General features: G+C 34.7%; 20 protein-coding genes. 16 read left to right on the top strand and 4 right to left on the bottom strand.

The window, feature by feature from the left end; genetic code table 11:
- Positions 1-65 precede the first annotated feature (65 nt).
- The 7 genes from ACGLWY_RS10445 (at position 66) to ACGLWY_RS10415 (ending at position 10210) form a co-directional block, all read left to right on the top strand.
- On the top strand, positions 66-1226 hold the full coding sequence (locus ACGLWY_RS10445; protein WP_396619612.1) for a homogentisate 1,2-dioxygenase: 1161 nt from the start codon (positions 66-68) through the stop codon (positions 1224-1226).
- A 95-nt stretch (positions 1227-1321) separates the two neighbouring features.
- The gene (gene hppD, locus ACGLWY_RS10440; RefSeq protein ID WP_396619611.1) at positions 1322-2482 is read left to right on the top strand and encodes a 4-hydroxyphenylpyruvate dioxygenase; all 1161 of its coding nucleotides are present in this window, start codon (positions 1322-1324) and stop codon (positions 2480-2482) included.
- A 197-nt stretch (positions 2483-2679) separates the two neighbouring features.
- Positions 2680-3462 (top strand): DUF3108 domain-containing protein, encoded by a 783-nt coding sequence (locus tag ACGLWY_RS10435; protein ID WP_396619610.1) that lies wholly within the window; start codon positions 2680-2682, stop codon positions 3460-3462.
- Between the two features lie 6 nt (positions 3463-3468).
- On the top strand, positions 3469-4386 hold the full coding sequence (locus ACGLWY_RS10430; protein WP_396619609.1) for a tryptophan 2,3-dioxygenase family protein: 918 nt from the start codon (positions 3469-3471) through the stop codon (positions 4384-4386).
- Positions 4344-5648 carry a peptidoglycan DD-metalloendopeptidase family protein gene (locus ACGLWY_RS10425; protein WP_396619608.1) on the top strand — a complete coding sequence of 435 codons (1305 nt, stop codon included), beginning with the start codon at positions 4344-4346 and terminating at the stop codon, positions 5646-5648. The genes ACGLWY_RS10430 and ACGLWY_RS10425 overlap by 43 nt, the downstream gene beginning before the upstream one ends.
- A 3-nt stretch (positions 5649-5651) precedes the next feature.
- The gene (pgi, locus tag ACGLWY_RS10420) at positions 5652-7271 is read left to right on the top strand and encodes a glucose-6-phosphate isomerase (RefSeq protein WP_396619607.1); all 1620 of its coding nucleotides are present in this window, start codon (positions 5652-5654) and stop codon (positions 7269-7271) included.
- Positions 7272-7435: 164 nt separating this feature from the next.
- Complete coding sequence (locus ACGLWY_RS10415) at positions 7436-10210, top strand: TonB-dependent receptor (protein ID WP_396619606.1); 2775 nt, start codon at positions 7436-7438, stop codon at positions 10208-10210.
- A 54-nt stretch (positions 10211-10264) separates the two neighbouring features.
- On the opposite strand, the gene ACGLWY_RS10410 is transcribed toward ACGLWY_RS10415, so the two are convergent.
- From ACGLWY_RS10410 to ACGLWY_RS10395, 4 genes are all read right to left on the bottom strand, one after another.
- Positions 10265-11995: a sodium:solute symporter family protein gene (locus tag ACGLWY_RS10410; RefSeq protein ID WP_396619605.1), complete on the bottom strand. Its 1731-nt coding sequence runs from the start codon at positions 11993-11995 to the stop codon at positions 10265-10267.
- 48 nt (positions 11996-12043) lie between these two features.
- On the bottom strand, positions 12044-12484 hold the full coding sequence (locus ACGLWY_RS10405; protein WP_396619604.1) for a LexA family protein: 441 nt from the start codon (positions 12482-12484) through the stop codon (positions 12044-12046).
- Positions 12485-12666: 182 nt separating this feature from the next.
- Positions 12667-13923 (bottom strand): Y-family DNA polymerase, encoded by a 1257-nt coding sequence (locus ACGLWY_RS10400; protein ID WP_396619603.1) that lies wholly within the window; start codon positions 13921-13923, stop codon positions 12667-12669.
- A 33-nt stretch (positions 13924-13956) separates the two neighbouring features.
- Entirely contained in the window at positions 13957-14370 is a 414-nt protein-coding gene (locus ACGLWY_RS10395; protein WP_396619602.1) for a DUF3157 family protein, read from the bottom strand.
- A gap of 200 nt (positions 14371-14570) precedes the next feature.
- Between ACGLWY_RS10395 and ACGLWY_RS10390 the strand changes: the two genes are divergently transcribed.
- From ACGLWY_RS10390 to bioB, 9 genes are all read left to right on the top strand, one after another.
- Positions 14571-15122 carry a hypothetical protein gene (locus ACGLWY_RS10390; protein ID WP_117173508.1) on the top strand — a complete coding sequence of 184 codons (552 nt, stop codon included), beginning with the start codon at positions 14571-14573 and terminating at the stop codon, positions 15120-15122.
- Between the two features lie 17 nt (positions 15123-15139).
- Positions 15140-16294, top strand: coding sequence for an aminotransferase class I/II-fold pyridoxal phosphate-dependent enzyme (locus tag ACGLWY_RS10385; RefSeq protein ID WP_396619601.1), 1155 nt, complete (start codon positions 15140-15142; stop codon positions 16292-16294).
- A 131-nt stretch (positions 16295-16425) separates the two neighbouring features.
- Positions 16426-16656 carry a GIY-YIG nuclease family protein gene (locus tag ACGLWY_RS10380; protein WP_396619600.1) on the top strand — a complete coding sequence of 77 codons (231 nt, stop codon included), beginning with the start codon at positions 16426-16428 and terminating at the stop codon, positions 16654-16656.
- An 85-nt stretch (positions 16657-16741) separates the two neighbouring features.
- Positions 16742-17368, top strand: coding sequence for a dethiobiotin synthase (gene bioD / locus ACGLWY_RS10375; RefSeq protein WP_396619599.1), 627 nt, complete (start codon positions 16742-16744; stop codon positions 17366-17368).
- 27 nt (positions 17369-17395) lie between these two features.
- A complete protein-coding gene (bioA, locus tag ACGLWY_RS10370) occupies positions 17396-18661 on the top strand; it encodes an adenosylmethionine--8-amino-7-oxononanoate transaminase (RefSeq protein ID WP_396619598.1) in 1266 nt (421 codons plus the stop codon).
- A gap of 212 nt (positions 18662-18873) precedes the next feature.
- Positions 18874-20028: a beta-ketoacyl synthase N-terminal-like domain-containing protein gene (locus ACGLWY_RS10365; protein WP_396619597.1), complete on the top strand. Its 1155-nt coding sequence runs from the start codon at positions 18874-18876 to the stop codon at positions 20026-20028.
- Positions 20029-20084: 56 nt separating this feature from the next.
- Complete coding sequence (locus ACGLWY_RS10360; protein ID WP_396619596.1) at positions 20085-20657, top strand: hypothetical protein; 573 nt, start codon at positions 20085-20087, stop codon at positions 20655-20657.
- Between the two features lie 3 nt (positions 20658-20660).
- Entirely contained in the window at positions 20661-22313 is a 1653-nt protein-coding gene (locus tag ACGLWY_RS10355; protein WP_396619595.1) for a flotillin family protein, read from the top strand.
- Positions 22314-22593: 280 nt separating this feature from the next.
- Entirely contained in the window at positions 22594-23682 is a 1089-nt protein-coding gene (gene bioB / locus ACGLWY_RS10350) for a biotin synthase BioB (protein WP_396619594.1), read from the top strand.
- Positions 23683-23703: the final 21 nt, after the last annotated feature.

Genomic DNA, 23703 nt, shown 5'->3' with positions numbered 1-23703 from the left:
GTAATTGAAGTTAAGGGCTTTGCCTCTTTTAACTTTGTATTTTTAACTTTAAAATATTAAGAGTTATGCCTTTCTATCATAAATTAGGAAACATTCCGCATAAGCGCCATACGCAATTTAGAAAACCAGATGGCAGTTTGTATTACGAGCAGTTGTTTGGCACCATTGGTTTCGATGGTATGTATACAAATAGTTACCATGAACAACGACCAACACAAGTAAAAGAAATAAAAAAACAGTACAGCGTTTCTCCAAAAATTGCAAAAGCAAATAATATACAGTCATATCGTTTTAAAGGCTTCAAAATAAAACCAGAACAAGATTATCTAGAAAGCCGAAAAACCGTTTTAGTTAATAAAGACTGTGCAATTATTTTAGCAGCTCCAAAACAATCTACACAAGATTATTTTTATAAAAACGCCGACGCCGACGAGCTGATTTTTATTCATAAAGGTTCAGGTAAATTAAGAACCCATTTAGGAAATATCGATTTTAAATATGGTGATTATTTATTAGTACCAAGAGGTATTATTTATAAAATAGATTTTGATACCGAAGATAACAGATTGTTTATAGTCGAATCCCGCCGACCCATTTACACCCCAAAACGTTACCGAAATTGGTTTGGACAACTTTTGGAACATGCGCCCTTTTGCGAACGCGATATTCGTCGCCCACAAGAATTAGAAACCTACAACGAAACAGGTAACTTTTTAATTAAAATAAAAAAACAAGACGATATCATCGAAATGGTATATGCATCGCATCCGTTTGACGTGATTGGGTATGATGGTTACAACTATCCATATGCATTTTCAATTCATAATTTCGAACCCATAACAGGGCGTATTCACCAACCACCACCAGTACACCAAACTTTTGAAACCGATGCTTTTGTGGTGTGTAGTTTTGTGCCTAGGCTGTACGACTACCACCCATTATCCATTCCAGCACCATACAATCACAGCAATATAGATAGCGATGAGGTGCTATATTATGTAGATGGCGATTTTATGAGCAGGAACGATGTTGAGCAGGGACATATTTCGCTACATCCAGCCGGCATTCCGCATGGTCCACATCCGGGAGCAACCGAGCGCAGTATAGGTAAAACCAAAACCGATGAACTAGCAGTTATGGTAGACACCTTTAAACCCCTAATGGTTACCGAAGAAGGTATGAAAATAGCCGATGAGGACTATCATAAATCATGGCTGGAATATTAAAATATAAGAAAAGAGATCATGAGTTTTCAAAACAAACTGTAAAAGTCTTTTCTCTCTTCTATTCTAACATCTCTTTTTCAAAAAATTAAAAAAAAATGAGTAAAAACATAAAATCAGTAAACTACGGTTTAGAAAAAATATTTAAAGGTGCCCAAGATTTTTTGCCCCTTTTAGGAACCGACTATGTAGAATTCTATGTAGGCAACGCAAAGCAAGCAGCACATTTTTATAAAACAGCTTTTGGATTTCAATCGCTTGCCTATAAAGGCTTAGAAACAGGTTCAAAAGACACGGTGAGTTATGTGCTTAAACAAGATAAAATCCGTTTGGTACTAACCACACCATTAACCAGTAAATCGCCAGTAAACGACCATATTGTAAAACATGGTGATGGCGTAAAAGTGATAGCACTTTGGGTAGAGGATGCCAGAAAAGCATACCACGAAACGACAAATAGAGGTGCCAAATCGTATATGGAACCCATTGTTGAAACCGATGAACATGGTGAAGTCGTACGTGCAGGTATTTATACCTACGGTGAAACAATACATATGTTTGTAGAAAGGAAAAACTACAAAGGTACTTTTTTGCCAGGCTTTAGGAAATGGGAATCCGATTATAATCCAACACCAGTGGGATTGAAATTTATAGATCATATGGTTGGTAATGTAGGTTGGGGGCAAATGAATGTCTGGGTAAAATGGTATGAAGAGGTTATGGGATTTGAAAACTTCTTGTCGTTTGATGACAAACAAATCCACACTGAATACTCTGCTTTAATGAGTAAAGTGATGAGTAACGGTAACGGACGAATTAAATTCCCTATTAACGAGCCTGCAAAAGGAAAAAAGCGTTCGCAAATTGAAGAATATCTCGATTTTTACGAAGGCGCTGGTGTTCAGCATATAGCAGTAGCAACCGATGATATTATAAATGCAGTAAGCCAGTTAAAAGCTAGAGGTATTGAATTTTTATCCACACCTCCAGAGGCTTATTATAAAGCCGTTCCAGAAAGATTACACAAACACAATCACGAATTGCGGGAAAATATTGAAACCTTAAAAAGTTTGGGTATTATGATTGATGCCGATGAAGAAGGCTATTTACTGCAAATATTCACAAAACCTGTAGAAGACAGACCAACGTTGTTCTTTGAAATTATTCAACGTATGGGAGCTCGTGGTTTTGGGGCAGGAAACTTTAAAGCACTTTTCGAGTCCATAGAAAGAGAACAAGCCAACAGAGGCACACTTTAACAAATACTTAAGCTTTATAAAGGCTAGCACGTTATTGATAACTTTTTTTGTGAATTTTATAATAAATAAATATTAAGGTTCCCCTTTAATTATAAACCATACAAGTAATTTTTATATTTTTGGAACAGTAATTGTAAATTCTTAATAAATAATGTAACACATATTTTTAAGAAGTTGATTACAAATACCCAAATAAAATGAAAAAGATACTACTTATAACATTCGCAATAATAACTACACAAATAGCTTTTGCTCAACAAGAATCGGCGTTTGGCGATGGTGAATGGTTTTTATTTAAAATGAGCTATAGCGGTTTTTTAAAAGCAGGAAACGCTTCATTACATATAAAAGAATCCAAACTTAATGATAAAAATGTTTACCACGTAGTTGGAAAAGGTTGGACATCTGGCATGATTAAATGGTTCTTTAAAGTAAAAGACCGCTACGAAAGTTATTTTGATACACATACATTGTTGCCTTATAAATTTATTAGGGATATAGATGAAGGTGGACATACTAAAAATATTGAAATTGATTTCGACCAAAAAAACAATAAGGCCCACGTAAACGACAAAAAGAAAAAAACAAAAGCAGTGTTTGATACCAAACCAAACATTCAAGATATGGTATCTACCTATTATTATTTGCGTAATAAAATTGACATAAACACATTAAAGATAGGCGATGAAATACGCACCGACATGTTTTTTGATGAAGAAAATTACGGATTTAAATTACAATACTTAGGCACAGAAAATATTGATACCGATTTTGGTAAAATAGAGGCTTTAAAATTTAGGCCTTATGTTATGGCTGGTAGGGTTTTTAAAGAAGAAGAAAGTTTAACACTTTGGGTATCAAAAGATAAAAATAAAATACCTTTGCGTATAAAAGCCGATTTAAGAGTAGGTTCTTTACGTGCCGATTTAGAAGCCTTTAAAGGATTGAAGCACCCTTTTAAAATAATCGTTCCTAATTAGAAAAAATTGAAATCTAAAATAAACAGTCAACTTAAGGAAAAATACGAGGCAATAGACCAAGATTTAGAAGATTACCTAGAAGGCTTATTGCACAGTAAACCTATAAATTACTGGGATTATATTCAAACCGATATCTTGTTAAACCTTCAAGTGCAACGCACTGTTTTTCCAGATGAACTGGTATTTATTATGTACCATCAAATAAACGAACTCTTGTTTAAAATGGTACTTATTGAAATAGATCAAGTAGCAAAAAGCAAAGAATTAACAGTTGAATTGTTTGCATCAAAACTAATGCGTATTAGCCGCTATTTCGATATACTAACATCTTCATTTACAATCATGAAAGACGGTATGGATGTCGACCAATACAACAAATTCAGGAAAACCTTAACACCAGCCAGCGGATTTCAAAGTGCCCAATATAGAAAAATTGAGTTTGCATCAACCGAACTTATAAACTTAATAGATAAACGTTTTAGAGATACCATCGATAGAAATTCTTCTTATGAAAATGCTTTCGAGCATTTATATTGGCAAGCTGCTGGAAAAAATTATAAAACAGGCAAAAAAAATTATACATTAACAGTTTTTGAGGAAAAATATAAAGACGAATTTATTAGATTTGCCCAGTTTTACAGCACAAATAATTTATACTCAAAATTTAAAGAACTTCCCAAGGAAGCTAAAGAGAACAAAGAGTTAATTAATGCCATGCGCCATTTTGATCATACGGTTAACATAAAATGGGTGATGGCACATTATAATACTGCTAATCATTATTTAAATATAGGTGGAAAAACTGCCGAAGCAACAGGAGGAAGTGAATGGGTAAAATACATGCATCCAAAGTATCAAAAAAGAATATTTTTTCCGGACTTATGGACAAAGCAAGAAAGAGAAGAATGGGGAGTAAATATTTAGTAATTTTATTAGTATTATTAAGCGTCATTGGGTGTAAACAAAAAAAGCAACCCGCAGAAGAAGAAGTAGCTGTTATAGAAAAACCTGCCGATATATACGAATTTGGTTTTAATCTAAGTAATTTTGTTGTAAAAAGAGATACCGTAAGAAAAGGAGATAGCTTTGGACTTATTTTAGAACGCAACAAAATTGGCTATCCAAGAATATTTTCAATTGCCGAAAAAGCCAGAGACACCTTTGATATTAGACGCCTTCAAATAGGGAAACCTTATACCTTGCTTTGCTCTAAAGATTCTCTAGAAACCCCTAGATGTTTCATATACCAACCCAACCAAGAAGAGTTTGTCGTTATAAATTTTCAAGATTCCATTCACGCTTATACAAGCAGAAAGCCTATTAAATACGTCGAAAAAACGGTTACAGGCATTGTTACAAGTAGTATTTCCGAAATTTTAGATAAAAAAGGTATCAGCCCTATTTTAACCAACATGCTGGCAGAACAAATATATGCTTGGACTATAGATTTTACACGACTTCAAAAAGGCGATTCTTTTAAAGTTATTTATACAGACAAATACATTGATGATACCATTTATGCTGGGGTACATAAAGTTAAAGCCGCATTTTTCAACCATAAAAACACGCCTTATTATGCCTTTAGATATCGAACAGACTCCATAAAAAACATTTACGAATATTACAACGAAGCTGCCAAAGATTTACGTCGCGCGTTTTTAAAAGCACCCGTTCAATTTAGTAGAATTTCATCTCGATATAACTTAAACCGACGTATTGCTTATTACGGTTTTGCATTACGACCACACAAAGGAACCGATTTTGCCGCACCTATTGGTACGCCTATTTTAGCAACTGCCAATGGAACGGTTACCGAATCCCGATATAAAGGCGGTAATGGTAATTATGTAAAAATTAGACACAATAGCACTTACGAAACCCAATACCTGCACATGCAAAAACGTAAAGTTAAAGTTGGACAACATGTTAAGCAAGGTGATGTTATTGGTTGGATAGGCATGACAGGAAATACAGGCGGTCCGCATGTGTGCTATCGTTTTTGGAAAAATGGCAAGCAAGTCGATCCTCTAAGGGAAAAATTATCGCAATCGGAACCTATTGCAGAATCTCTTAAAGACGACTATTTAGAATTCATACAACCTATAAAAGAAAAATTAGATAGCTTGCCTATTTTAGAAAATCCGAATGACGAACAAAACGAAAATCTCATCTCCCAAAATAAATAGATTATGACACTACCAAGTATAAACCCAACAACAACAAATTCTTGGAAAAAGCTTCAAGACCACTATAATAAGATAAGCAATAATCATATGAAAGATTTATTTGCTCAAAACAAGGAGCGAGCAAATAAATTCACTATTAACTGGGATGATTTTTATGTGGATTTTTCAAAAAATAGAATTACTGAAGAAACTTTAAAGTATTTGTTAGAATTAGCCGATGAGGTACAACTAAAAGATGCTATTAAAAGTCAGTTTTCTGGCGATATCATCAACCAAACTGAAGGTCGCGCCGTTTTACATACCGCATTACGTGCACCAAAAACTGCTGAATTTTTTGTTGATGGCGTTAATGTCATGCCAGAAGTATATGCCGTAAAGCAAAAAATAGAAGCTTTTACTGATGAGGTAGTAAATGGCGAATTAAAAGGCTTTACAGGAAAAGCATTTACCGATGTGGTTAATATTGGTATTGGAGGGTCTGATTTGGGGCCAGCTATGGTGGTTGATGCACTTCAATATTACAAAAACCATTTAACCACACATTTTGTAAGTAACGTAGATGGCGACCACGTAAATGAAATTATTAAAAAACTAAACCCAGAAACCACACTTTTTGTAATTGTTTCAAAAACATTTACTACACAAGAAACACTATCCAATGCAAATACCTTAAAAGATTGGTTTTTAAAATCGGCAACCGAAGAAGCGATTGCTAAACATTTTGTAGCGGTTTCTACCAATATAAGAAATGTAAAAGCATTTGGTATAGACGAAAATAATATTTTCCCAATGTGGGATTGGGTTGGAGGCCGCTTTTCATTATGGAGCGCCGTTGGTTTAACCATTAGCTTAGCCGTTGGATATAAAAACTTTGACAGTTTATTGCAAGGTGCCAACAAAATGGATGAGCATTTTAAAAATGAAGACTTTAAAACCAATATCCCTGTTATTTTGGCATTAATAAGTGTGTGGTATAACAACTTTTTTAAAGCAGAAAGTGAAGCTATTATTCCATACTCCCAATACTTAAACCAGTTTGCAACCTATTTGCAACAAGGTATTATGGAAAGTAATGGTAAAAGTGTAGACAGAAATGGCAACCCCATAAACTACCAAACTGGTACTATTATCTGGGGAGAACCGGGAACCAATTCTCAACACGCATTTTTCCAATTGATACATCAAGGAACGAAGTTAATTCCAGCCGATTTTATTGGGTTTGCTAAATCCTTACATGGCAATCAAGACCATCAAGATAAATTAATGTCTAATTTTTTAGCACAAACTGAAGCGTTATTAAACGGCAAAACCGAAGCTGAGGTAGTTGCAGAGGGAACACAATCAGACATTGTTCCATTTAAAATATTTCAAGGGAACAAACCTACAAATACCATTTTTATTAACAAACTAACACCTGAAAGTTTAGGGAAATTAATCGCCATGTACGAGCATAAAATATTTGTACAAGGTATTGTTTGGAACATCTTTAGTTACGACCAATTTGGTGTTGAGTTAGGCAAGCAATTAGCTAGCAAAATTTTACAGGAATTTAACAATACAGCAGTTAACGAACATGATTCGTCAACTCAAAATTTATTGAATTATTACAAAGGAATCTTGTAAAACACAGATTTTTTCTCATAAAAAGAGTCAAAACGCCTTAGTATTTTTAATACTAAGGCGTTTTTATTTATCAACAAAAACGATTTTTCTTAACAATGGGGTAATGTTAATCTTTTTATAATATGTATTTTTGCCTCGACTAATTCAATTAATTAATCTTTATTATGAAAAAAACTACTCAATTTTTATTGATGGCTGTAGCGCTTTTATTCACTACAGCAATGATGGCTCAAAGTACTGTAACAGGTACTATTATAGATGCCGAAATTAATTCGCCACTACCAGGTGCGAATGTTGTTGAAAAAGGAACAACCAATGGCGTTTCTACAGATTTTGATGGTAAGTTTAAATTGGAAACCCAAGCTACATCAGGACAAATTGTTATTTCCTATGTTGGTTATGGTTCTGTAACTTTATCTTTTACTGGAAGTAAAGATTTAGGAAATATAACGTTATCTCCTGATAACTCTTTAGCTGAAATAGTTATTGTTGGAGTTGTAGATTTTGCTAAAGATAGAGAAACTCCCGTTGCAGTTTCTACTATCAAAGCAGAAGAAATCCAACAAAAATTAGGAAGTCAAGAGCTACCCGAGATTTTAAATTCTACGCCTTCAATTTACGCTACTAAAAGTGGTGGTGGATTTGGTGATGCAAGAATTAATGTTCGTGGATTTGACCAAACCAATGTAGCGGTTATGATTAATGGTGTGCCAGTGAATGATATGGAAAACGGCTCAGTATATTGGTCAAATTGGGCAGGATTAAGTGATGTTGCTACAGGTATTCAAGTACAGAGAGGTCTAGGTTCTTCAAAATTGGCTATCTCTTCTGTTGGAGGCACAATTAATGTTGTAACAAAAACAACTGATAGAAATGAAGGTGGTTCTATCGGATTTACTACAGGAAATAATAACTATCTTAAAACGGTAGCATCATATTCAACTGGTAAAATGGAAAGTGGCTTCGCTACATCAGTAATATTAAGTAGAACTGCTGGAGATGGCTATGTAGATGGGACAGAATTTGACGGTTACAATTATTTTTTAGGATTTGGATATGATAAGGGAAACCACAACTTACAACTTACAGTTACTGGTGCTCCTCAAGTTCATAATCAAAGAACAGGTAGCTTCTTCAATAGAGCTACACTAGCAGAATATTTAGAATATGGTACAAAGTATAATTATAACCATGGGTTTTATAATGGTAAAGAGTTTAATGCTGTTAAAAACTTTTACCATAAACCAATCGCCTCCTTAAACTGGGACTGGGATATCAATGATAAATCGTCATTATCTACGGTTTTATACGCTTCAATCGGTAGAGGTGGTGGAACGGGAGACATTGGTCGTTTAGGTGGTAAATTTTTATCTGATGGAGCTTTTAGAGATCCTAATACCGGTTTAGTAATGTGGGATAAAATTGCGGCATCTAACTCAGGAACAACCACCAATTTTTCTAATGGATTTACCTATGGAAACTCTTTAGATCCCTATACAAACACTTACATTGTAAATGATGATAGTTTAACACCTACTGGAACAGGAAGTAATTCGTTACCAGGTGTCGTAAGAAGAAATGGAGTTATACGCAGGGCCTCAATTAATTCCCATAACTGGTTTGGAGCTGTAATTAATTTTAACACAGAATTAAGTGAGACTTTAAAATTAGATTTTGGCGTTGATTTACGCTCATATAAAGGAATTCATTACAGAAGAGCGGATGATTTTTTAGGAGCTGATGGCTATAGAGATAATGATAATATTAACAACCCTTTTAATGTTATAACTCAAACTACTAGTTCAGACCTAAGTGGGGTATGGAATGTTTTTAAAAGTATAGATGATGATAAAAAATTAGACTATTATAATGATGGTTTAGTACGTTGGTTAGGAGCTTTTACTCAATTGGAATATAAAAAAGATAAAGTATCTGCATTTATCCAAGCTGCTATATCCCAACAAGGATTTAAAAGAGTTGAATACTTTTTAGAAACTCCTGATAATAAAGAAACAGATTGGGAAAATATTTTGGGTGGTAATGTTAAAGGTGGTTTAAATTACAATTTTGATGATAACAATAATGTGTTTTTTAATGCAGGATATTATTCGAAACAACCAAATTTCGATGCTGTATATATCAATTTTCAGAATGAATTGAATACTGATTTACAAAATGAAAAAGTTTTAGGTGTTGAATTAGGATATGGTTTTCGTTCAAATAATTTAAGAGCTAATGTAAACTTATACAGAACATCTTGGAAAGACAGATTTATTAATGTTTCCAGTAATTTTGATGTTAATAATACACCAACAGATCCTAGTGATGATGTTCAAGGATCTACAAACCTACAAGGCTTAGAGCAGATACACATAGGTGCTGAGGTTGAATTAGATTACAAAGCGAATGATTTTGTCAGTTTTAATGGTATGCTTTCTGTTGGAAATTGGGAATATGGAGGAAATGTTTCTGGAACGGCTTTAGATCGTGACCAAAATGTAGTAGGAACAAACACATTATATTTAGAAGGTGTAAAAGTTGGTGATGCAGCACAGTTTACATCTCAATTAGGTTTTGTTGTAAAACCAGCTAAAGGATTAAGTTTTGATGCAGATTGGAGAAGAGCTGATAATTTATATGCTGCAATCAATCCTGCAGATTTTGATCAAGCTGATAATGATGGTTCTTTAAAATTACCATCTTACAATTTAGTTGATGCTGGTATATCTTATAAAATGATGGTTGGAGCCGATAAAAGCAATAGTATAAACTTAAGATTTAACATGAATAATGTTTTTGATGAAGAGTATATTGCTGAATCTGCAACTAATACATTTGCTAATCCAGGAGATGATACTTATAAAGGTATTAATACAAGTAATAAAGTATTCTTTGGCTTTGGAAGAACTTGGAACTTTGGTATACGTTACAATTTCTAATTAAATTAAAGCTGAAAAATAAAAAACGCGAAGCTTGAGCGGCTTTGCGTTTTTTTATACTATCCTTTTCCAATTCTTAACTAATAGAAAACAACAAATAAATGTTAAAACGCACAACCCTAAAGCTAAAAGTGTTTTCCCATAAATAAAATACCCTGTGGCGAATAAAAAGCTATAAGTACCTATAACTCCTAAAAAGAATGCCAATATTTTATAACCGATATTTTCAAACTTACTATCATGACCATAGACCAAACTTTCAAATGTCGCTAAGGTTTCAGCATCAGATTGTTTTGTTAAAAGCGTTACAACAACCCATCCAATAGTTGTTAAAACAACTCCTAAAACTAACTGCCAATACCCAGCCATATAAAACCATGGTACATCTAACTTACCATTTATAAAAAAGACAATAGCAATTATAAAAGAAATAACCATAGCTGCTATTTCGCTAAATGGATTGATGCGTTTCCAAAACCAACGCATAATAAACAACAAACCTGTTCCCGCTCCTATTTGCAACAGTAAATCGAACACATCTTTAGCCGATTTAATATAAAATGAAAAAAGGGCTGCACAAACCATAAGTAAAACAGTAGAAATTCTTCCAACTAAAACTTTCTGATTTTCTGAAGCCGTTTTATTGATAAATCTTCCATAAAAATCGTTTACAATATATGAGCTTCCCCAGTTTAACTGTGTTGAAATGGTACTCATAAACGCCGCTATTAACGATGTTAAAACAACACCTATTAAACCCGCTGGCAAATACGTCATCATAGCAGCGTAAGCAACATCGTGCCCCTGCATATCTACATTTAAGCTAGGAAACGCTGTATTGATACTTTCTAAGGTTGGAAAAATAACTAAAGATGCCAAACCTACTAAAATCCATGGCCACGGACGTAAAGCATAGTGTGCAAAATTAAAAAACAGGGTAGCCCAAGTAGCATTTTTTTCGTCTTTTGCCGCTAACATACGTTGGGCTATATAACCACCACCTCCAGGTTCAGCACCAGGATACCAAGTACTCCACCATTGTACAGCAAACGGAATTATAAATAAAGTTATTAAAGCTTCGTTATTTGAAAAATCTGGTAAAATATTTAATTTACCACTTACGTTTGCATGAGAAAGCAACGTACTCATCCCTCCTATTTCCGGCAAATTTACTATATAAATGGTTGCCCAAACAGAGCCCACCATAGCAATAACAAACTGAATGAAATCGGTTATTAAAACACCTTTTAAACCACCTAAAGACGAATAAATCACAACTATGACCGAAGAATACAATAAGGTTTCTATTTGTGAAATTCCCAATAAAATATTAGCAATTTTAGCACCAGCCAAACAAACGCCTGCCATGGTAATTACATTGAAAATAACACCCAAATAAATAGCGCGAAAGCCTCTCAAAAACCCAGCTGATTTACCGGAATACCGCAATTCATAAAACTCTAAATCGGTAGAAATTCCAGACTTACGCCATAATTTGGCATAAAAAAAGACGGTTAACATACCAGTAAGCAACATAGCCCACCACACCCAGTTACCGGATACGCCGTTTTTCCTAACCAACTCGGTTACCAATCCGGGAGTATCGGCAGCAAAGGTAGTTGCTACCATAGAAACGCCCAACAGCCACCAAGGCATATTGCGTCCCGACAAGAAGAACTCGGTAGAATTTTTCCCTGCTTGTCGAGATACCCAAACCCCAACAAATAGAGATAATAGAAAAAAAATGATGATGATTACAATGTCTAAAACAGAAAGGTTTACCATATAATTTTACGATTTTGCGATTAAAGTGAAAAAGTCAAGATAAGTTAATTACACTTTTTTAATCACATTAGTAACAATGCCCCAAATTATAAAATTGTTTTCGCTTGTGATTTTTATAATGGGATAATTAGGATTTTCTGGTTGTAACCAAACCTCATCTTTGTCTACTTTTAATCGTTTTACGGTAAATTCGCCATCTAAAAAGCAAACTGCAATTTTATTATTTGATGGTTCTAAGCTTCTGTCTATTACCAATAAATCGTTGTCGTCTAGTCCTGCACCAATCATGGATTGTCCGCTCACGCGTGCAAAAAAAGTAGCTTCTTTATTTTTTATAAGTTCCTTGTCTAAAGACAGGCGTTGCTGTTTGAAATCTTCGGCTGGAGAAGGAAACCCTGCTGAAATTCCTGTTTCAAAAAATAAGGCACCTAAACCATTCGATTCTTCTGGAGTGAAAAAAGCTAAATTATTAGATTGGTGTGGTATCATTTCATTTCGTGTTTTTTTTTACGTTAGGGATTACTCGTTTATTGTTATTTTAAAAAATAAGAACTCGTGAATGCAAAGCATTTGAAGCATAAAGCCCGACCCTTGTGATAACGCCCTATTAAATTTTTTTCTGTTTTTAAATTTAGCTTTAATTTTTGAAACCTTAATCTTTTGAATAGAAATTATTTCACCTTAATTATATCGTTAATATTGGTCGTGTAACGTGGTGATAAGCGTTCTTGCCGCATTTTCCAAGTCCGTTTTAAATCTTGATTGCCTATCTTTATTTTATAATCGGCATATTTAGCATTTAAACCATCAATGGCACGCATTAAAGGTTTATGCTTTGGGTTTTCGCTTTCAAACAACTGCAATTGATGGTTGGTAGTTGGCACTAATCCCATGACAACAACACCTGCACGTTTATATTTTATGCCCGTTTTAAAAATACGTGTTGCGGCTTTAACCGCTTCTTGACTGATAATTAAACTAGAATCGGTTGGATAGCTTAAACTTACTAGCTTACTGGCACGGTGCTGCTCTAAATTTTTTTTGTGCCTGTCGCTACTTAATGTGACATAAATAGCATGGCAGCTAGAACCTTGTTTACGCAGTTTTTCGGCACAGCTTGTTGCAAAGGTCGAAATGCGTTCTTTTATATTTTCTATATCTGAAAAAGTGTATTCGAAACTTCGTGTGGTTGCAATGGCTTGCTTGGTTTTAACTTCATCTAATTGTAAAGTAGGTATGCCTTCTAAATCTTTTTTAAGTTTCCATTCGGTAATGGAAAAATTTTTATGTACCCAATCATCCGGTAGTTGCGTAAAATCAAAAGCAGTATGACAACCTTTAGCCTTTAAGCGTTTACTTAAACCGCTGCCAATGCCCCATACATCTTCAATTTCAATCCACTTTAAGGCTTTAATGCGTTTTTCTTCAGAATCAATAACATAAACGCCATGGGTTTGTTCTGGAAATTTACGGGCAATTTTGTTGGCGACTTTACTTAAGGCCTTTGTTGGTGCTATACCCACACACGTTGGAATGCCTGTCCATTTTAAAATACGGGTCCTAATTTGGTTTCCGTAATCATCAAAATCATATCTTTCAAAACCTTTAAATTGGATAAAAGCCTCATCAATACTATATACCTCAACATCTGGTGTAAATTGCTCTAAAATAGTCATGACACGGCTGCTCATATCGCCGTAAAGTGGGTAGTTTGATGAAAATACTTGTATGTTGTTTTCTTTACAGAACCCCTCCCATTTGAAAATAGGCGCACCCATGGGTAACCCAACAGCTTTGGCTTCGTCGCTCCGCGAAATGACACACCCATCATTATTGCTTAAAATAGCAATGGGTTTATGGCGTAAATTAGGATTGAAAGTGCGTTCGCAAGACGCATAAAAATTGTTACAATCTACTAAAGCATACATAAGAGTAAAGATACGTGAAATGCGATAATTTTTTTAGAAAAATTTTCCGCTTTCAATAATGGCATGTCCGTTTCGCTTATAGGTAACCTTGGTGCCGTTTGCACAAAATCGATATACTGCTTTTACTTTTTGTTCAGAAACGGATAGCAAAATAACATCCTCTACTTCACAATCGTAATCTTTAGCGACTTTCTTCTTTACATCATCAATCGTAGCGCGTCCTTTTTTTAATTGCGATTGAATTTTGTTGTTCAACTCTGGCTCCACAAAATCGTCCGCAAGGTTACACCTTTTATCTGGTGCAGGTTTTTCTATATCAATATATTCCCAAGTATAATCAGCTTTTAATAATACACGCCTACCGTCATCGGTTTTTACAATATGGTTGTTTTGGGCAAAGCTAATGGATACGCTAAAAACCAATAGAAGATAAAAAAATGTTTTCATATGTAGATATATATTTAGTTCACTAAGTTGACATTTGTTAGCTGTGTTCACTGATGTGCTTCGCAATTGTTTTTTAAAGGTTATATTGTATCACTTTATTTTCATTAGTTTTTGGATTTCCAAATCATGGCGATTTCATAATAGCTAAGAATAGCATGTTATAGTATTCCAAAAGTACAAATTTTGTATACATTTGTTTTATGAAAGATGAACATATCATTATTTCTGAAAGAAATAGACCTTATTGGCAAATACCTATTGCTTCTTTAATCTTTACATCTGCAATTGGTCTTTTAATATTTTATCTTTACAAAACAGATTGGAGTGACGATCATCTTATAGACTTAGGTCACAATATTAAATCAGTTATTTATTTATTTGCTTTTGGTATAGCTTTTTGTTTTCAAAAAAGTATTCATATAGACACTAAAAAATCAAAATTTAGACAAACTTTTGAAATAGGCCCTATAAAATTAGGCGAATGGAAAACCATTACCAATTTAGAGTATGTTTCCCTTTTTCATGAACCTCTCACTGATGGAAACAAGATTTTTGAAGTTAATTTATGGTATGATAAAAACAAACATTGGGAGCTTTATGAAGAATATGATTATGCTGAAGCTTTTAAAATAGGTTTTAAACTTTCTGAAGAATTAAATATTGATTTATTAGATGCAACAGTGCCTAATAATTACAAATGGATAGACAAAAAAGCTTCTAAAGAATCAGGCAAAGTTAAATACTTCGATTAACTTTATACTTTTACTTTATGGAACTCCCTAAAAAACTTCAACAAAAACTAGAAACCCGAAAAGAAGCCCATGCCTTACGCAAACTTGGAGCAGTTTCTAATTTAGTTGATTTTTCATCAAACGACTATTTAGGTTTTTCTAAAAACAAAACTATTTTCAATAATGCCCATGATTTTTTAACAGGTCATAACATGAAGCAAAACGGGGCAACGGGTTCGCGATTACTGTCTGGAAACCACCCTTTATTTCATACTATTGAAACCATTTTATCAGAATTCCATCAAAGTGAATCTGCCTTAATTTTCAATTCGGGTTACGATGCTAATGTCGGTTTCTTTTCTAGTGTGCCACAACGTGGTGATGTTATTTTATATGATGAGTATATTCATGCCTCTATCCGAGATGGCATCCAATTATCTAATGCCAAAGCTTACAAGTTTAAGCACAATGATTTAGGGAGTTTGGATGAGATGCTGAAACGAATTCAGCATGATACTATATATGTTGTCACAGAATCCGTATTCTCTATGGATGGGGATTCGCCCGATTTGGCTAAACTGTCTCAAGTCTGCAAAGAAAACAAGGCTTATCTTATTATAGATGAAGCCCATGCGGTGGGTGTTTTTGGTAAACGGGGTATAGGGCTTGTTCAAGAATTAGGATTAGAAAATGACATATTTGCTCGTTTGGTCACTTTTGGAAAAGCCATGGGTTGCCACGGCGCCGCTATTTTAGGAAGCGATAATTTAAAACAATATTTAGTGAATTTTGCCAGAAGTTTTATTTATACCACGGCATTATCTCCACATAGTTTAGCAACGGTACATGTAGCGTATAACGAACTTGTTATTTCTAACAGTAATAAAGAATCTCATCCGGCAATTAAAAAACTACATAGCAACATCGCTTTTTTTAAAGCTGAACTGGTAAAAAACAAACTCAACCATATATTTATTGAAAGTGATTCGGCGATTCAATGCTGCATCATTTCTGGTAACGAAACTGTAAAAAGCATTGCTAAAAGCATTCAAGAACATGGCTTTGATGTAAAACCTATAGTGTCACCAACAGTTCCACAAGGTCAAGAACGTTTGCGTTTTTGTTTACATGCCTTTAATTCCAAAGAAGAAATAACGGAAGTATTAAAACTACTTGCTACTTTTGTATTATAAACGTTCGTCACACTGAACTTGTTTCAGTGTCACACTTAGTATATGAAACACCTCTGAGAATGGCGTTCATACACACGGGGATGATTGTTAAAGGTGTTCCATCTGACAATTAAAATAATAAAAACAAACAGATGAAATCGAGTTACATTTACATATTAACCAATAAATATAGTAGTACATTTTATATAGGTGTTACCTCAAATTTATCAAAACGCGTTGAAGAACATTACGATGAAACCGCTTCAACGTTCACAAAAAAATATAATACAAAAGACTTAATCTATTTCGAAACATTTTCAGATATTGAACAGGCAATTGCTAGAGAAAAGCAATTAAAAATTGGCATAAAGAATGGAAATTGAATTTAATTAAACAGTCAAATCCAACTTTAAAGACTTTAGATTATTAATATAATGCGATGCTGAAACTAGTTCAGCATGACGAAAAATGACAACATACTTCATAACAGGAATCTCCACCAATGTTGGTAAAACCATCGCTTCGGCTATTTTGGTTGAAGCTTTAGAAGCCGATTATTGGAAACCCATTCAAGCAGGAGAATTAGACAATAGCGACACCAAAAAAGTTCAAAGTTTAGTTTCAAATTCTAAATCGAAATTCCATCCCAATGCGTTTGCACTAAAAACGCCCATGAGTCCGCATGCAGCGGCGGAAATTGATGGTATTTCCATCGATATAAAAAAAATTAAAGCGCCTAAAACCAAAAACAACCTTATTATAGAAGGCGCTGGCGGCTTATTAGTTCCTATAAACAATACCCAAACAGTGTTGGATTTAATACAACCTGACTACAAAGTTATTGTGGTTTCTAGGCATTATTTAGGAAGCATCAACCACACCCTTTTAACCATTAATCTCTTAAAAGAAAAAGGTTTTGATGTATCTATAATCTTCAGTGGAAATGAACATAAAACCACCGAAGATATTATTAAAAAAATGACAAACGTCCCCATAATTGGGCGCATTGATGAAGAACCTTATTTTGATAAAAATGTGGTTAAGGAGTATGCTGATGAATTCCTGCAAAATCAGGAATCTCATAATTTTTTTTAAGATTAAATTTGACGTATAATAAAAAATATGACACTAAAAGACCGCGATAAAAAACACCTTTGGCACCCTTTAACGCAACACAAATTACACCCTGAAACCATTGCCATTACCAAAGCAAAAGGCTGTATTTTAACAGATGAAAATGGGAACGAATATATAGACGCCATCGCTTCTTGGTACACCTGCATGTACGGGCATTGCAACGCATATATTACCAGTAAAGTTTCTGCCCAAATGCAGCAATTAGACCAGGTCGTTTTTAGTGGTTTTACCCATGAACCTGCTATAAAACTGAGCGAAGCTCTCATTAAAATACTTCCAGAAAACCAAAACAAAATTTTCTTTAGTGACAATGGTTCTACATCTGTGGAAATTGGCATTAAAATGGCATTACAATATCACTTTAATAACGGTGAAAAAAGAAATGTTTTAATCGCTTTTGAAGACGGCTTTCACGGCGACACATTTGGTGCCATGAGTGTTTCAGGATTATCAGTTTACAATGGACCGTTTGAAGACTTCTTTTTAGATGTAAAACGCATTCCAACACCAAATGGCAAAAACCATGAAACCATTTTAACTGCCTTAAAATCTATTGTAAAAACCAATAAAGTAGCAGGTTTTGTTTACGAACCTTTAGTACAAGGTGCTGCTGCCATGAAAATGCATAATTCTAATGGTTTAAACGACATTTTAAAATTCTGTAAAGCCAATAACATCATAACTGTTGCCGATGAAGTGATGACTGGTTTTGGTAAAACCGGAAAACATTTTGCTTCATTACATATAGAAACGAAACCCGATGTTATGTGTTTAAGCAAAGCAATAACCGGTGGTTTATTACCTATGGCAATTACATCATGTTCACAGGAAATCTACGATGCTTTTTATAGTGATGATATTAGTAAAGGTTTGTTTCATGGGCACACCTACTCTGCCAATCCACTGGCGTGTACAGCGGCTTTAGCGAGTGTAGAATTACTACAATCAACAGAAATGCAAAATAATATACAACGTGTCATTGCTTCACATGAAGCATTCAATGAGCATATCAAAAATCATCCAAAGGTAAAAGCAACCCGACAAACGGGAGTTATTTTTGCTCTTGATTTAAATGTTGAAATGGCACGTTATGGGAATCTTCGTGATAAATTATTCAAATTTTTTATGGACAATGGGGTATTTTTACGTCCACTTGGTAATACCATTTACATTCAAGCACCTTACATTATTACTAAAAAACAGCTAGAAAAAGTTTATAAAACTATTGAAGAAGCTTTAGCAATAGTGTAAATTTGCGCACTGAATGAGGCTGTTTAAAAAGTCCTTTAAATTTAATTTGTCAGGTTGAGCTTGTCGAAACCGATATGGATTACCGGTAAGTCAAAATATTTCGACAAAGCCTGTGCTGAGCTTGTCGAAGTGCTCAATATGAACCAGACTTTTTAAACAGCCTCATCACAAAATTATGAGATGCTGAAATAAATTCAGCATGACAAAAAACTATGTTCAAACCAATTTCCATAACAGCTATTGCATCCATTTCTCCATTAGGAAAATCCTTAAACGAGGCTTGGAATAGCTACCTAAACAACGAGCATTGTATTACCGAAAAATCGTTCGGAAACGAAAAACATTTGGTTGCCAAAATTCCTTCAGAAACTAAACTAGCTATTGAAACTTTAAGGCAGTCTGATAACAAATATAAATCATTAGACGACACTGTTTTATATGCTATTTACGCCTCTAGACAAGCTGTTAAAAGTGCAGGTTGGAATGAATTAGACAATTTTGGGATAAACATAGGCTCTTCCCGTGGTGCCACACAACTTTTTGAAACCTATTACGACGATTTTTTAAAAAACAATAAAGCGCAAACTTTAAGCTCTCCCACTACAACTTTGGGCAATATATCATCGTGGGTTGCTCACGATTTACAAACCCAAGGGCCCGAAATTAGTCATTCCATCACCTGTTCGACAGCATTACACGCTATGTTAAATGGTATCGCATGGATAAATGCAGGCATGTGCAACAAGTTTTTAGTTGGCGGTAGTGAAGCTCCTTTAACAGCGTTTACCATTGCGCAGATGCAAGCCTTAAAAGTGTATGCCCGAGAGAATAATGACTTCCCCTGTCGTGCCTTAGACCTTGATAAAACCCAAAACACCATGGTTTTAGGCGAAGGTGCCTCTATGGCTTGTTTAGAAACTGGCAAAATAGAAAATGCTTTGGCCATCATTAAGGGTTTTGGCTATGCTACCGAAATTTTAGAGCACAATATTTCCATTTCCAGCGATGCTATGTGCTTTCAAAAATCAATGCAAATGGCCTTAGGTAATACACATCCAGATGATGTTGATGTTATCGTGATGCATGCGCCCGGTACCATAAAAGGCGATTTATCTGAATACCATGCCATAAATAAAATATTCTGTAACAAAACACCTGCGTTAACTACTAACAAATGGAAAGTAGGACACAGCTTTGGTGCTTCAGGCATGTTGAGTATTGAATTAGCACTTTTAATGCTTCAACATCAAGCGTTTATTGGAGTTCCTTATTTAGAAAAGCAAAAAACGCCTCATCAACTTAAAAACATTCTTGTTAATGCTGTGGGGTTTGGCGGAAATGCGGTGTCGATTTTACTTTCAAAATAATATTGTAAACTCATAAAAAGGTTTTATATTTCATAAATTTTATAAACACTTAAATTATGTCCGATTGGTTTAATCATTTAGAACTTTTTCCAAAAATATATTGGAGCATTGCATTGTTAGGGTCTATAATCTTTATAATCATGATGGTTTTAACCTTTGTTGGTGGAGAAACAGATACCCTAGATACAGATACCGAAATAGAATCGGACACTGGTATTGGCTTCCAATTTATAACCTTTAAAAACCTGATTGGTTTTTTTACCTTATTTGGCTGGAGTGGTATTGCTTGTATTGATGCTGGTTTATCAAAATCATTAACCATTATTATTTCAATGGTTTGTGGATTAATTATGATGGCTATTATGGCTGCCATGTTTTATTACATGCGAAAACTTAATGACAGTGGTACTTTAAATTTCAAAAATGCCATCGGAGCTGTTGGTGAGGTATACCTAACCATTGGCGCAAATCGCTCATCTATGGGAAAAGTACATATTAAAATACAAGGCGCTTTGCGTGAACTGGAAGCGCTTACCGATGCCGATGTTAATTTAAAATCATCATCTGTCATCAAAGTAAAAAATGTTACAGAAAACGGAATATTAATTGTTGAACCATTAACCAAATAATTTATGTATTTACTATTAACACAAGCTTTTGAACTAGGCTTACCACTAGCTGTAATTTTTGCAGTTCTATTTGTTTTCATATTCTTTATAGTTTTAGTTAAACGCTACAAACGTTGTCCTTCAGACAGAATATTAGTGGTTTATGGTAAAGTTGGAGGTGGACAATCGGCAAAATGTATTCACGGTGGTGCCGCCTTTATTGTACCTGTTATTCAGGATTATCAGTTTTTAGATTTAACGCCTATTTCTATTGAAGTAAATCTGGTTAATGCCTTAAGTAAACAAAACATTCGTGTAAATGTACCATCTCGTTTTACCATTGGTATTTCAACCGAACCCGGCATTATGCAAAATGCAGCCGAGAGATTATTGGGCTTAGGTCAAAATGAAATACAGGAACTAGCACAAGAAATCATTTTTGGTCAGTTACGTTTGGTGGTTGCATCAATGGATATTGAAGAAATCAATTCTGATAGAGACAAGTTTTTAACCAACATTTCTGAAAGTGTAGAATCTGAACTTAAAAAAGTAGGTTTAAAACTCATTAACGTAAATATTACAGATATTGTTGACGAGTCTGGATACATCCAAGCTTTAGGAAAAGAAGCTGCCGCCCATGCTATTAATGCGGCTCGTAAATCGGTAGCAGAAAAAACTAGGGATGGATCTATTGGTGAAGCGAATGCAGTACAAGATGAAAGAACCCAAGTTGCAGAATTACACGCTAAAGCAAAGATTGGTGAAGCGAATGCAATGCAAAACGAAAGAACACAAATTGCTGCAGCTAATGCGCTAGCGAAAATTGGTGAAGCGAATGCAAGTCAGAACGAAAGGGTACAAACAGCTAGTGCCATTGCTTTAGCAAAAATAGGTGAAGCGGAAGCGTTAAAAGAAGAAAGAATTAAAACTTCTGAAGCAAATGCCCGTGCTATTGATGGAGAAAACATTGCGAAAATTTCTATTGCGGAATCGGATGCATTAAGAAGAGAAAAAGAAGCTGAAGCTGAAAAAAGAGCTATTACATCTGAAAAAGTACAAGCAGCAAAAGCTTTGGAAGAAGCTTATGCTGCTGAAAAATTAGCTGAAATTGCCAGAGCTGAAAGAGTACGCTCTACACAATTAGCGGATATTGTTGTTCCTGCAGAAATTGATAAAAAGAAAGTTGAAATTGATGCTGAAGCTGAAGCTGAAAATATTAGAAGAATAGCAAAAGGACAAGCCGATGCCATCTTATTAAAAGCACAAGCAGAAGCACAAGGTTTATATGAAGTGTTAACCAAACAAGCCGCTGGTTTAGACCAAATCGTAAAAGCGGCTGGAAATAATTCGAAAGATGCGGTGTTATTATTGATTGCCGACAAACTTCCTGAACTAGTAAAAACCCAAGCAGAAGCCATTAAAAATATTAAAATAGATAAAGTAACTGTTTGGGAAAATGGTGGCGGAAAAGATGGAAAATCGTCTACAGCCAATTTCCTTTCGGGCATGTACCAATCAGTGCCTCCTTTACAGGATATGTTTAATATGGCGGGAATGGATTTGCCAGAATATTTAAAAGGTAAGGACGCTGAGAAGAAAATACTAATCGAGAAAACCAAAACACCTTCTAATGCAAAAGATGTTGATAAACCTAACACAAATAAAACAGGAGAATAAATAGCCTCATTGCTAGGAACAAAATTAAGAGCTGTCAGATATCAACATCTGACAGTTTCTTTTTACTTCAAATTCAAACAGATAAAAATTTCTTTTAGTGTTTACTAATTAGCTTTTCATTTGATAAATTAAACCCAAATTATGCCATGGTCTTAACAAATTTCCTAAGGCTTAATCTTGATTAAATAATTGATAGGATATATATATCTTTTAAAATTATGATATTAATCATAATCTTTTGTAAAGCATAATAACTATTTTTGCTTTAAATTAATTCCACATGAGCGAGACAAAACATAATTGGACTAAAGAAGAGATTTTAAATATATATAACAAACCTTTAATGGAATTGCTTTATGAAGCTGCTACCGTTCACCGTTTGCACCACGACCCAAATACGGTACAGATTAGCACTTTGGTTTCCATAAAAACAGGTGGCTGCTCTGAAGATTGTGGGTATTGTCCGCAAGCAGCTCGTTACAATACCAATATTGAAGGAAACGATTTAATGCCTGTTCAACAAGTAAAAGCACAGGCATTACGAGCTAAATCTAGCGGAAGCTCCCGTGTTTGTATGGGTGCTGCATGGCGTAATGTAAAAGATGGTGAAGAGTTTGACCAAGTGTTGGAAATGGTGCGTACCATCAACAAACTAGATATGGAAGTGTGCTGTACTCTAGGTATGATTACCGAAAACCAAGCAAAACGTTTGGCTGAGGCTGGATTATATGCTTATAATCATAATTTAGATTCTTCGGAAGAATATTATAAAGAAGTGATTTCTACACGTGGTTTCGAAGATCGCTTACAAACGATTGATAATGTTCGAAAAACCAATGTGACCGTTTGTAGTGGTGGTATTATTGGTATGGGTGAAAAAATTGAAGACAGAGCTGGCATGTTGGTAGCACTTTCTACATTAAACCCGCAACCAGAGTCGGTGCCAATTAATGCATTGGTAGCTGTTGAAGGCACGCCGCTTGAAAACCAAGAACCTGTTTCTATTTGGGATATGGTTCGTATGGTAGCAACCACCCGTATTGTCATGCCCGAAACCCAAGTGCGTTTAAGTGCTGGTAGAACACAAATGACACGAGAAGGGCAAGCCATGTGTTTCTTTGCTGGTGCGAATTCTATTTTTGCTGGTGATAAACTACTTACAACACCAAACCCAGACGTAAATGAAGACATGAAAATGTTTGAGTTGCTTGGTTTAAATCCGCAAAAACCATTCATTAAAAAAATGCAACCACAAACGGTAGAAGCTACAGATTCTCAATACCAAGCCTTGGGTGAGAAGCCAAAATGGACACGTCCAGAACATAAAATTGAACGTAACGAAGCTGCAAAAGCGAAGGCTACTAAATAAGTATTATTACAGTAAAAGTCA

The sequence above is a fragment of the Mariniflexile sp. HMF6888 genome (assembly GCF_044335535.1).
Classification (GTDB): domain Bacteria; phylum Bacteroidota; class Bacteroidia; order Flavobacteriales; family Flavobacteriaceae; genus Mariniflexile.
This window is presented reverse-complemented; position numbering and strand designations above follow the sequence as displayed.

What these genes read in the sequence shown, in the direction of transcription:
- ACGLWY_RS10445 (WP_396619612.1), top strand. Translation starts at nt 66, where the DNA reads ATGCCTTTCTATCATAAATTAGGAAACATTCCGCATAAGCGCCATACG.
- hppD (WP_396619611.1), top strand. Translation starts at nt 1,322, where the DNA reads ATGAGTAAAAACATAAAATCAGTAAACTACGGTTTAGAAAAAATATTT.
- ACGLWY_RS10435 (WP_396619610.1), top strand. Translation starts at nt 2,680, where the DNA reads ATGAAAAAGATACTACTTATAACATTCGCAATAATAACTACACAAATA.
- ACGLWY_RS10425 (WP_396619608.1), top strand. Translation starts at nt 4,344, where the DNA reads ATGGACAAAGCAAGAAAGAGAAGAATGGGGAGTAAATATTTAGTAATT.
- pgi (WP_396619607.1), top strand. Translation starts at nt 5,652, where the DNA reads ATGACACTACCAAGTATAAACCCAACAACAACAAATTCTTGGAAAAAG.
- ACGLWY_RS10415 (WP_396619606.1), top strand. Translation starts at nt 7,436, where the DNA reads ATGAAAAAAACTACTCAATTTTTATTGATGGCTGTAGCGCTTTTATTC.
- ACGLWY_RS10410 (WP_396619605.1), bottom strand. Translation starts at nt 11,995, where the DNA reads ATGGTAAACCTTTCTGTTTTAGACATTGTAATCATCATCATTTTTTTT.
- ACGLWY_RS10405 (WP_396619604.1), bottom strand. Translation starts at nt 12,484, where the DNA reads ATGATACCACACCAATCTAATAATTTAGCTTTTTTCACTCCAGAAGAA.
- ACGLWY_RS10400 (WP_396619603.1), bottom strand. Translation starts at nt 13,923, where the DNA reads ATGTATGCTTTAGTAGATTGTAACAATTTTTATGCGTCTTGCGAACGC.
- ACGLWY_RS10395 (WP_396619602.1), bottom strand. Translation starts at nt 14,370, where the DNA reads ATGAAAACATTTTTTTATCTTCTATTGGTTTTTAGCGTATCCATTAGC.
- ACGLWY_RS10390 (WP_117173508.1), top strand. Translation starts at nt 14,571, where the DNA reads ATGAAAGATGAACATATCATTATTTCTGAAAGAAATAGACCTTATTGG.
- ACGLWY_RS10385 (WP_396619601.1), top strand. Translation starts at nt 15,140, where the DNA reads ATGGAACTCCCTAAAAAACTTCAACAAAAACTAGAAACCCGAAAAGAA.
- ACGLWY_RS10380 (WP_396619600.1), top strand. Translation starts at nt 16,426, where the DNA reads ATGAAATCGAGTTACATTTACATATTAACCAATAAATATAGTAGTACA.
- bioD (WP_396619599.1), top strand. Translation starts at nt 16,742, where the DNA reads ATGACAACATACTTCATAACAGGAATCTCCACCAATGTTGGTAAAACC.
- bioA (WP_396619598.1), top strand. Translation starts at nt 17,396, where the DNA reads ATGACACTAAAAGACCGCGATAAAAAACACCTTTGGCACCCTTTAACG.
- ACGLWY_RS10365 (WP_396619597.1), top strand. Translation starts at nt 18,874, where the DNA reads ATGTTCAAACCAATTTCCATAACAGCTATTGCATCCATTTCTCCATTA.
- ACGLWY_RS10360 (WP_396619596.1), top strand. Translation starts at nt 20,085, where the DNA reads ATGTCCGATTGGTTTAATCATTTAGAACTTTTTCCAAAAATATATTGG.
- ACGLWY_RS10355 (WP_396619595.1), top strand. Translation starts at nt 20,661, where the DNA reads ATGTATTTACTATTAACACAAGCTTTTGAACTAGGCTTACCACTAGCT.
- bioB (WP_396619594.1), top strand. Translation starts at nt 22,594, where the DNA reads ATGAGCGAGACAAAACATAATTGGACTAAAGAAGAGATTTTAAATATA.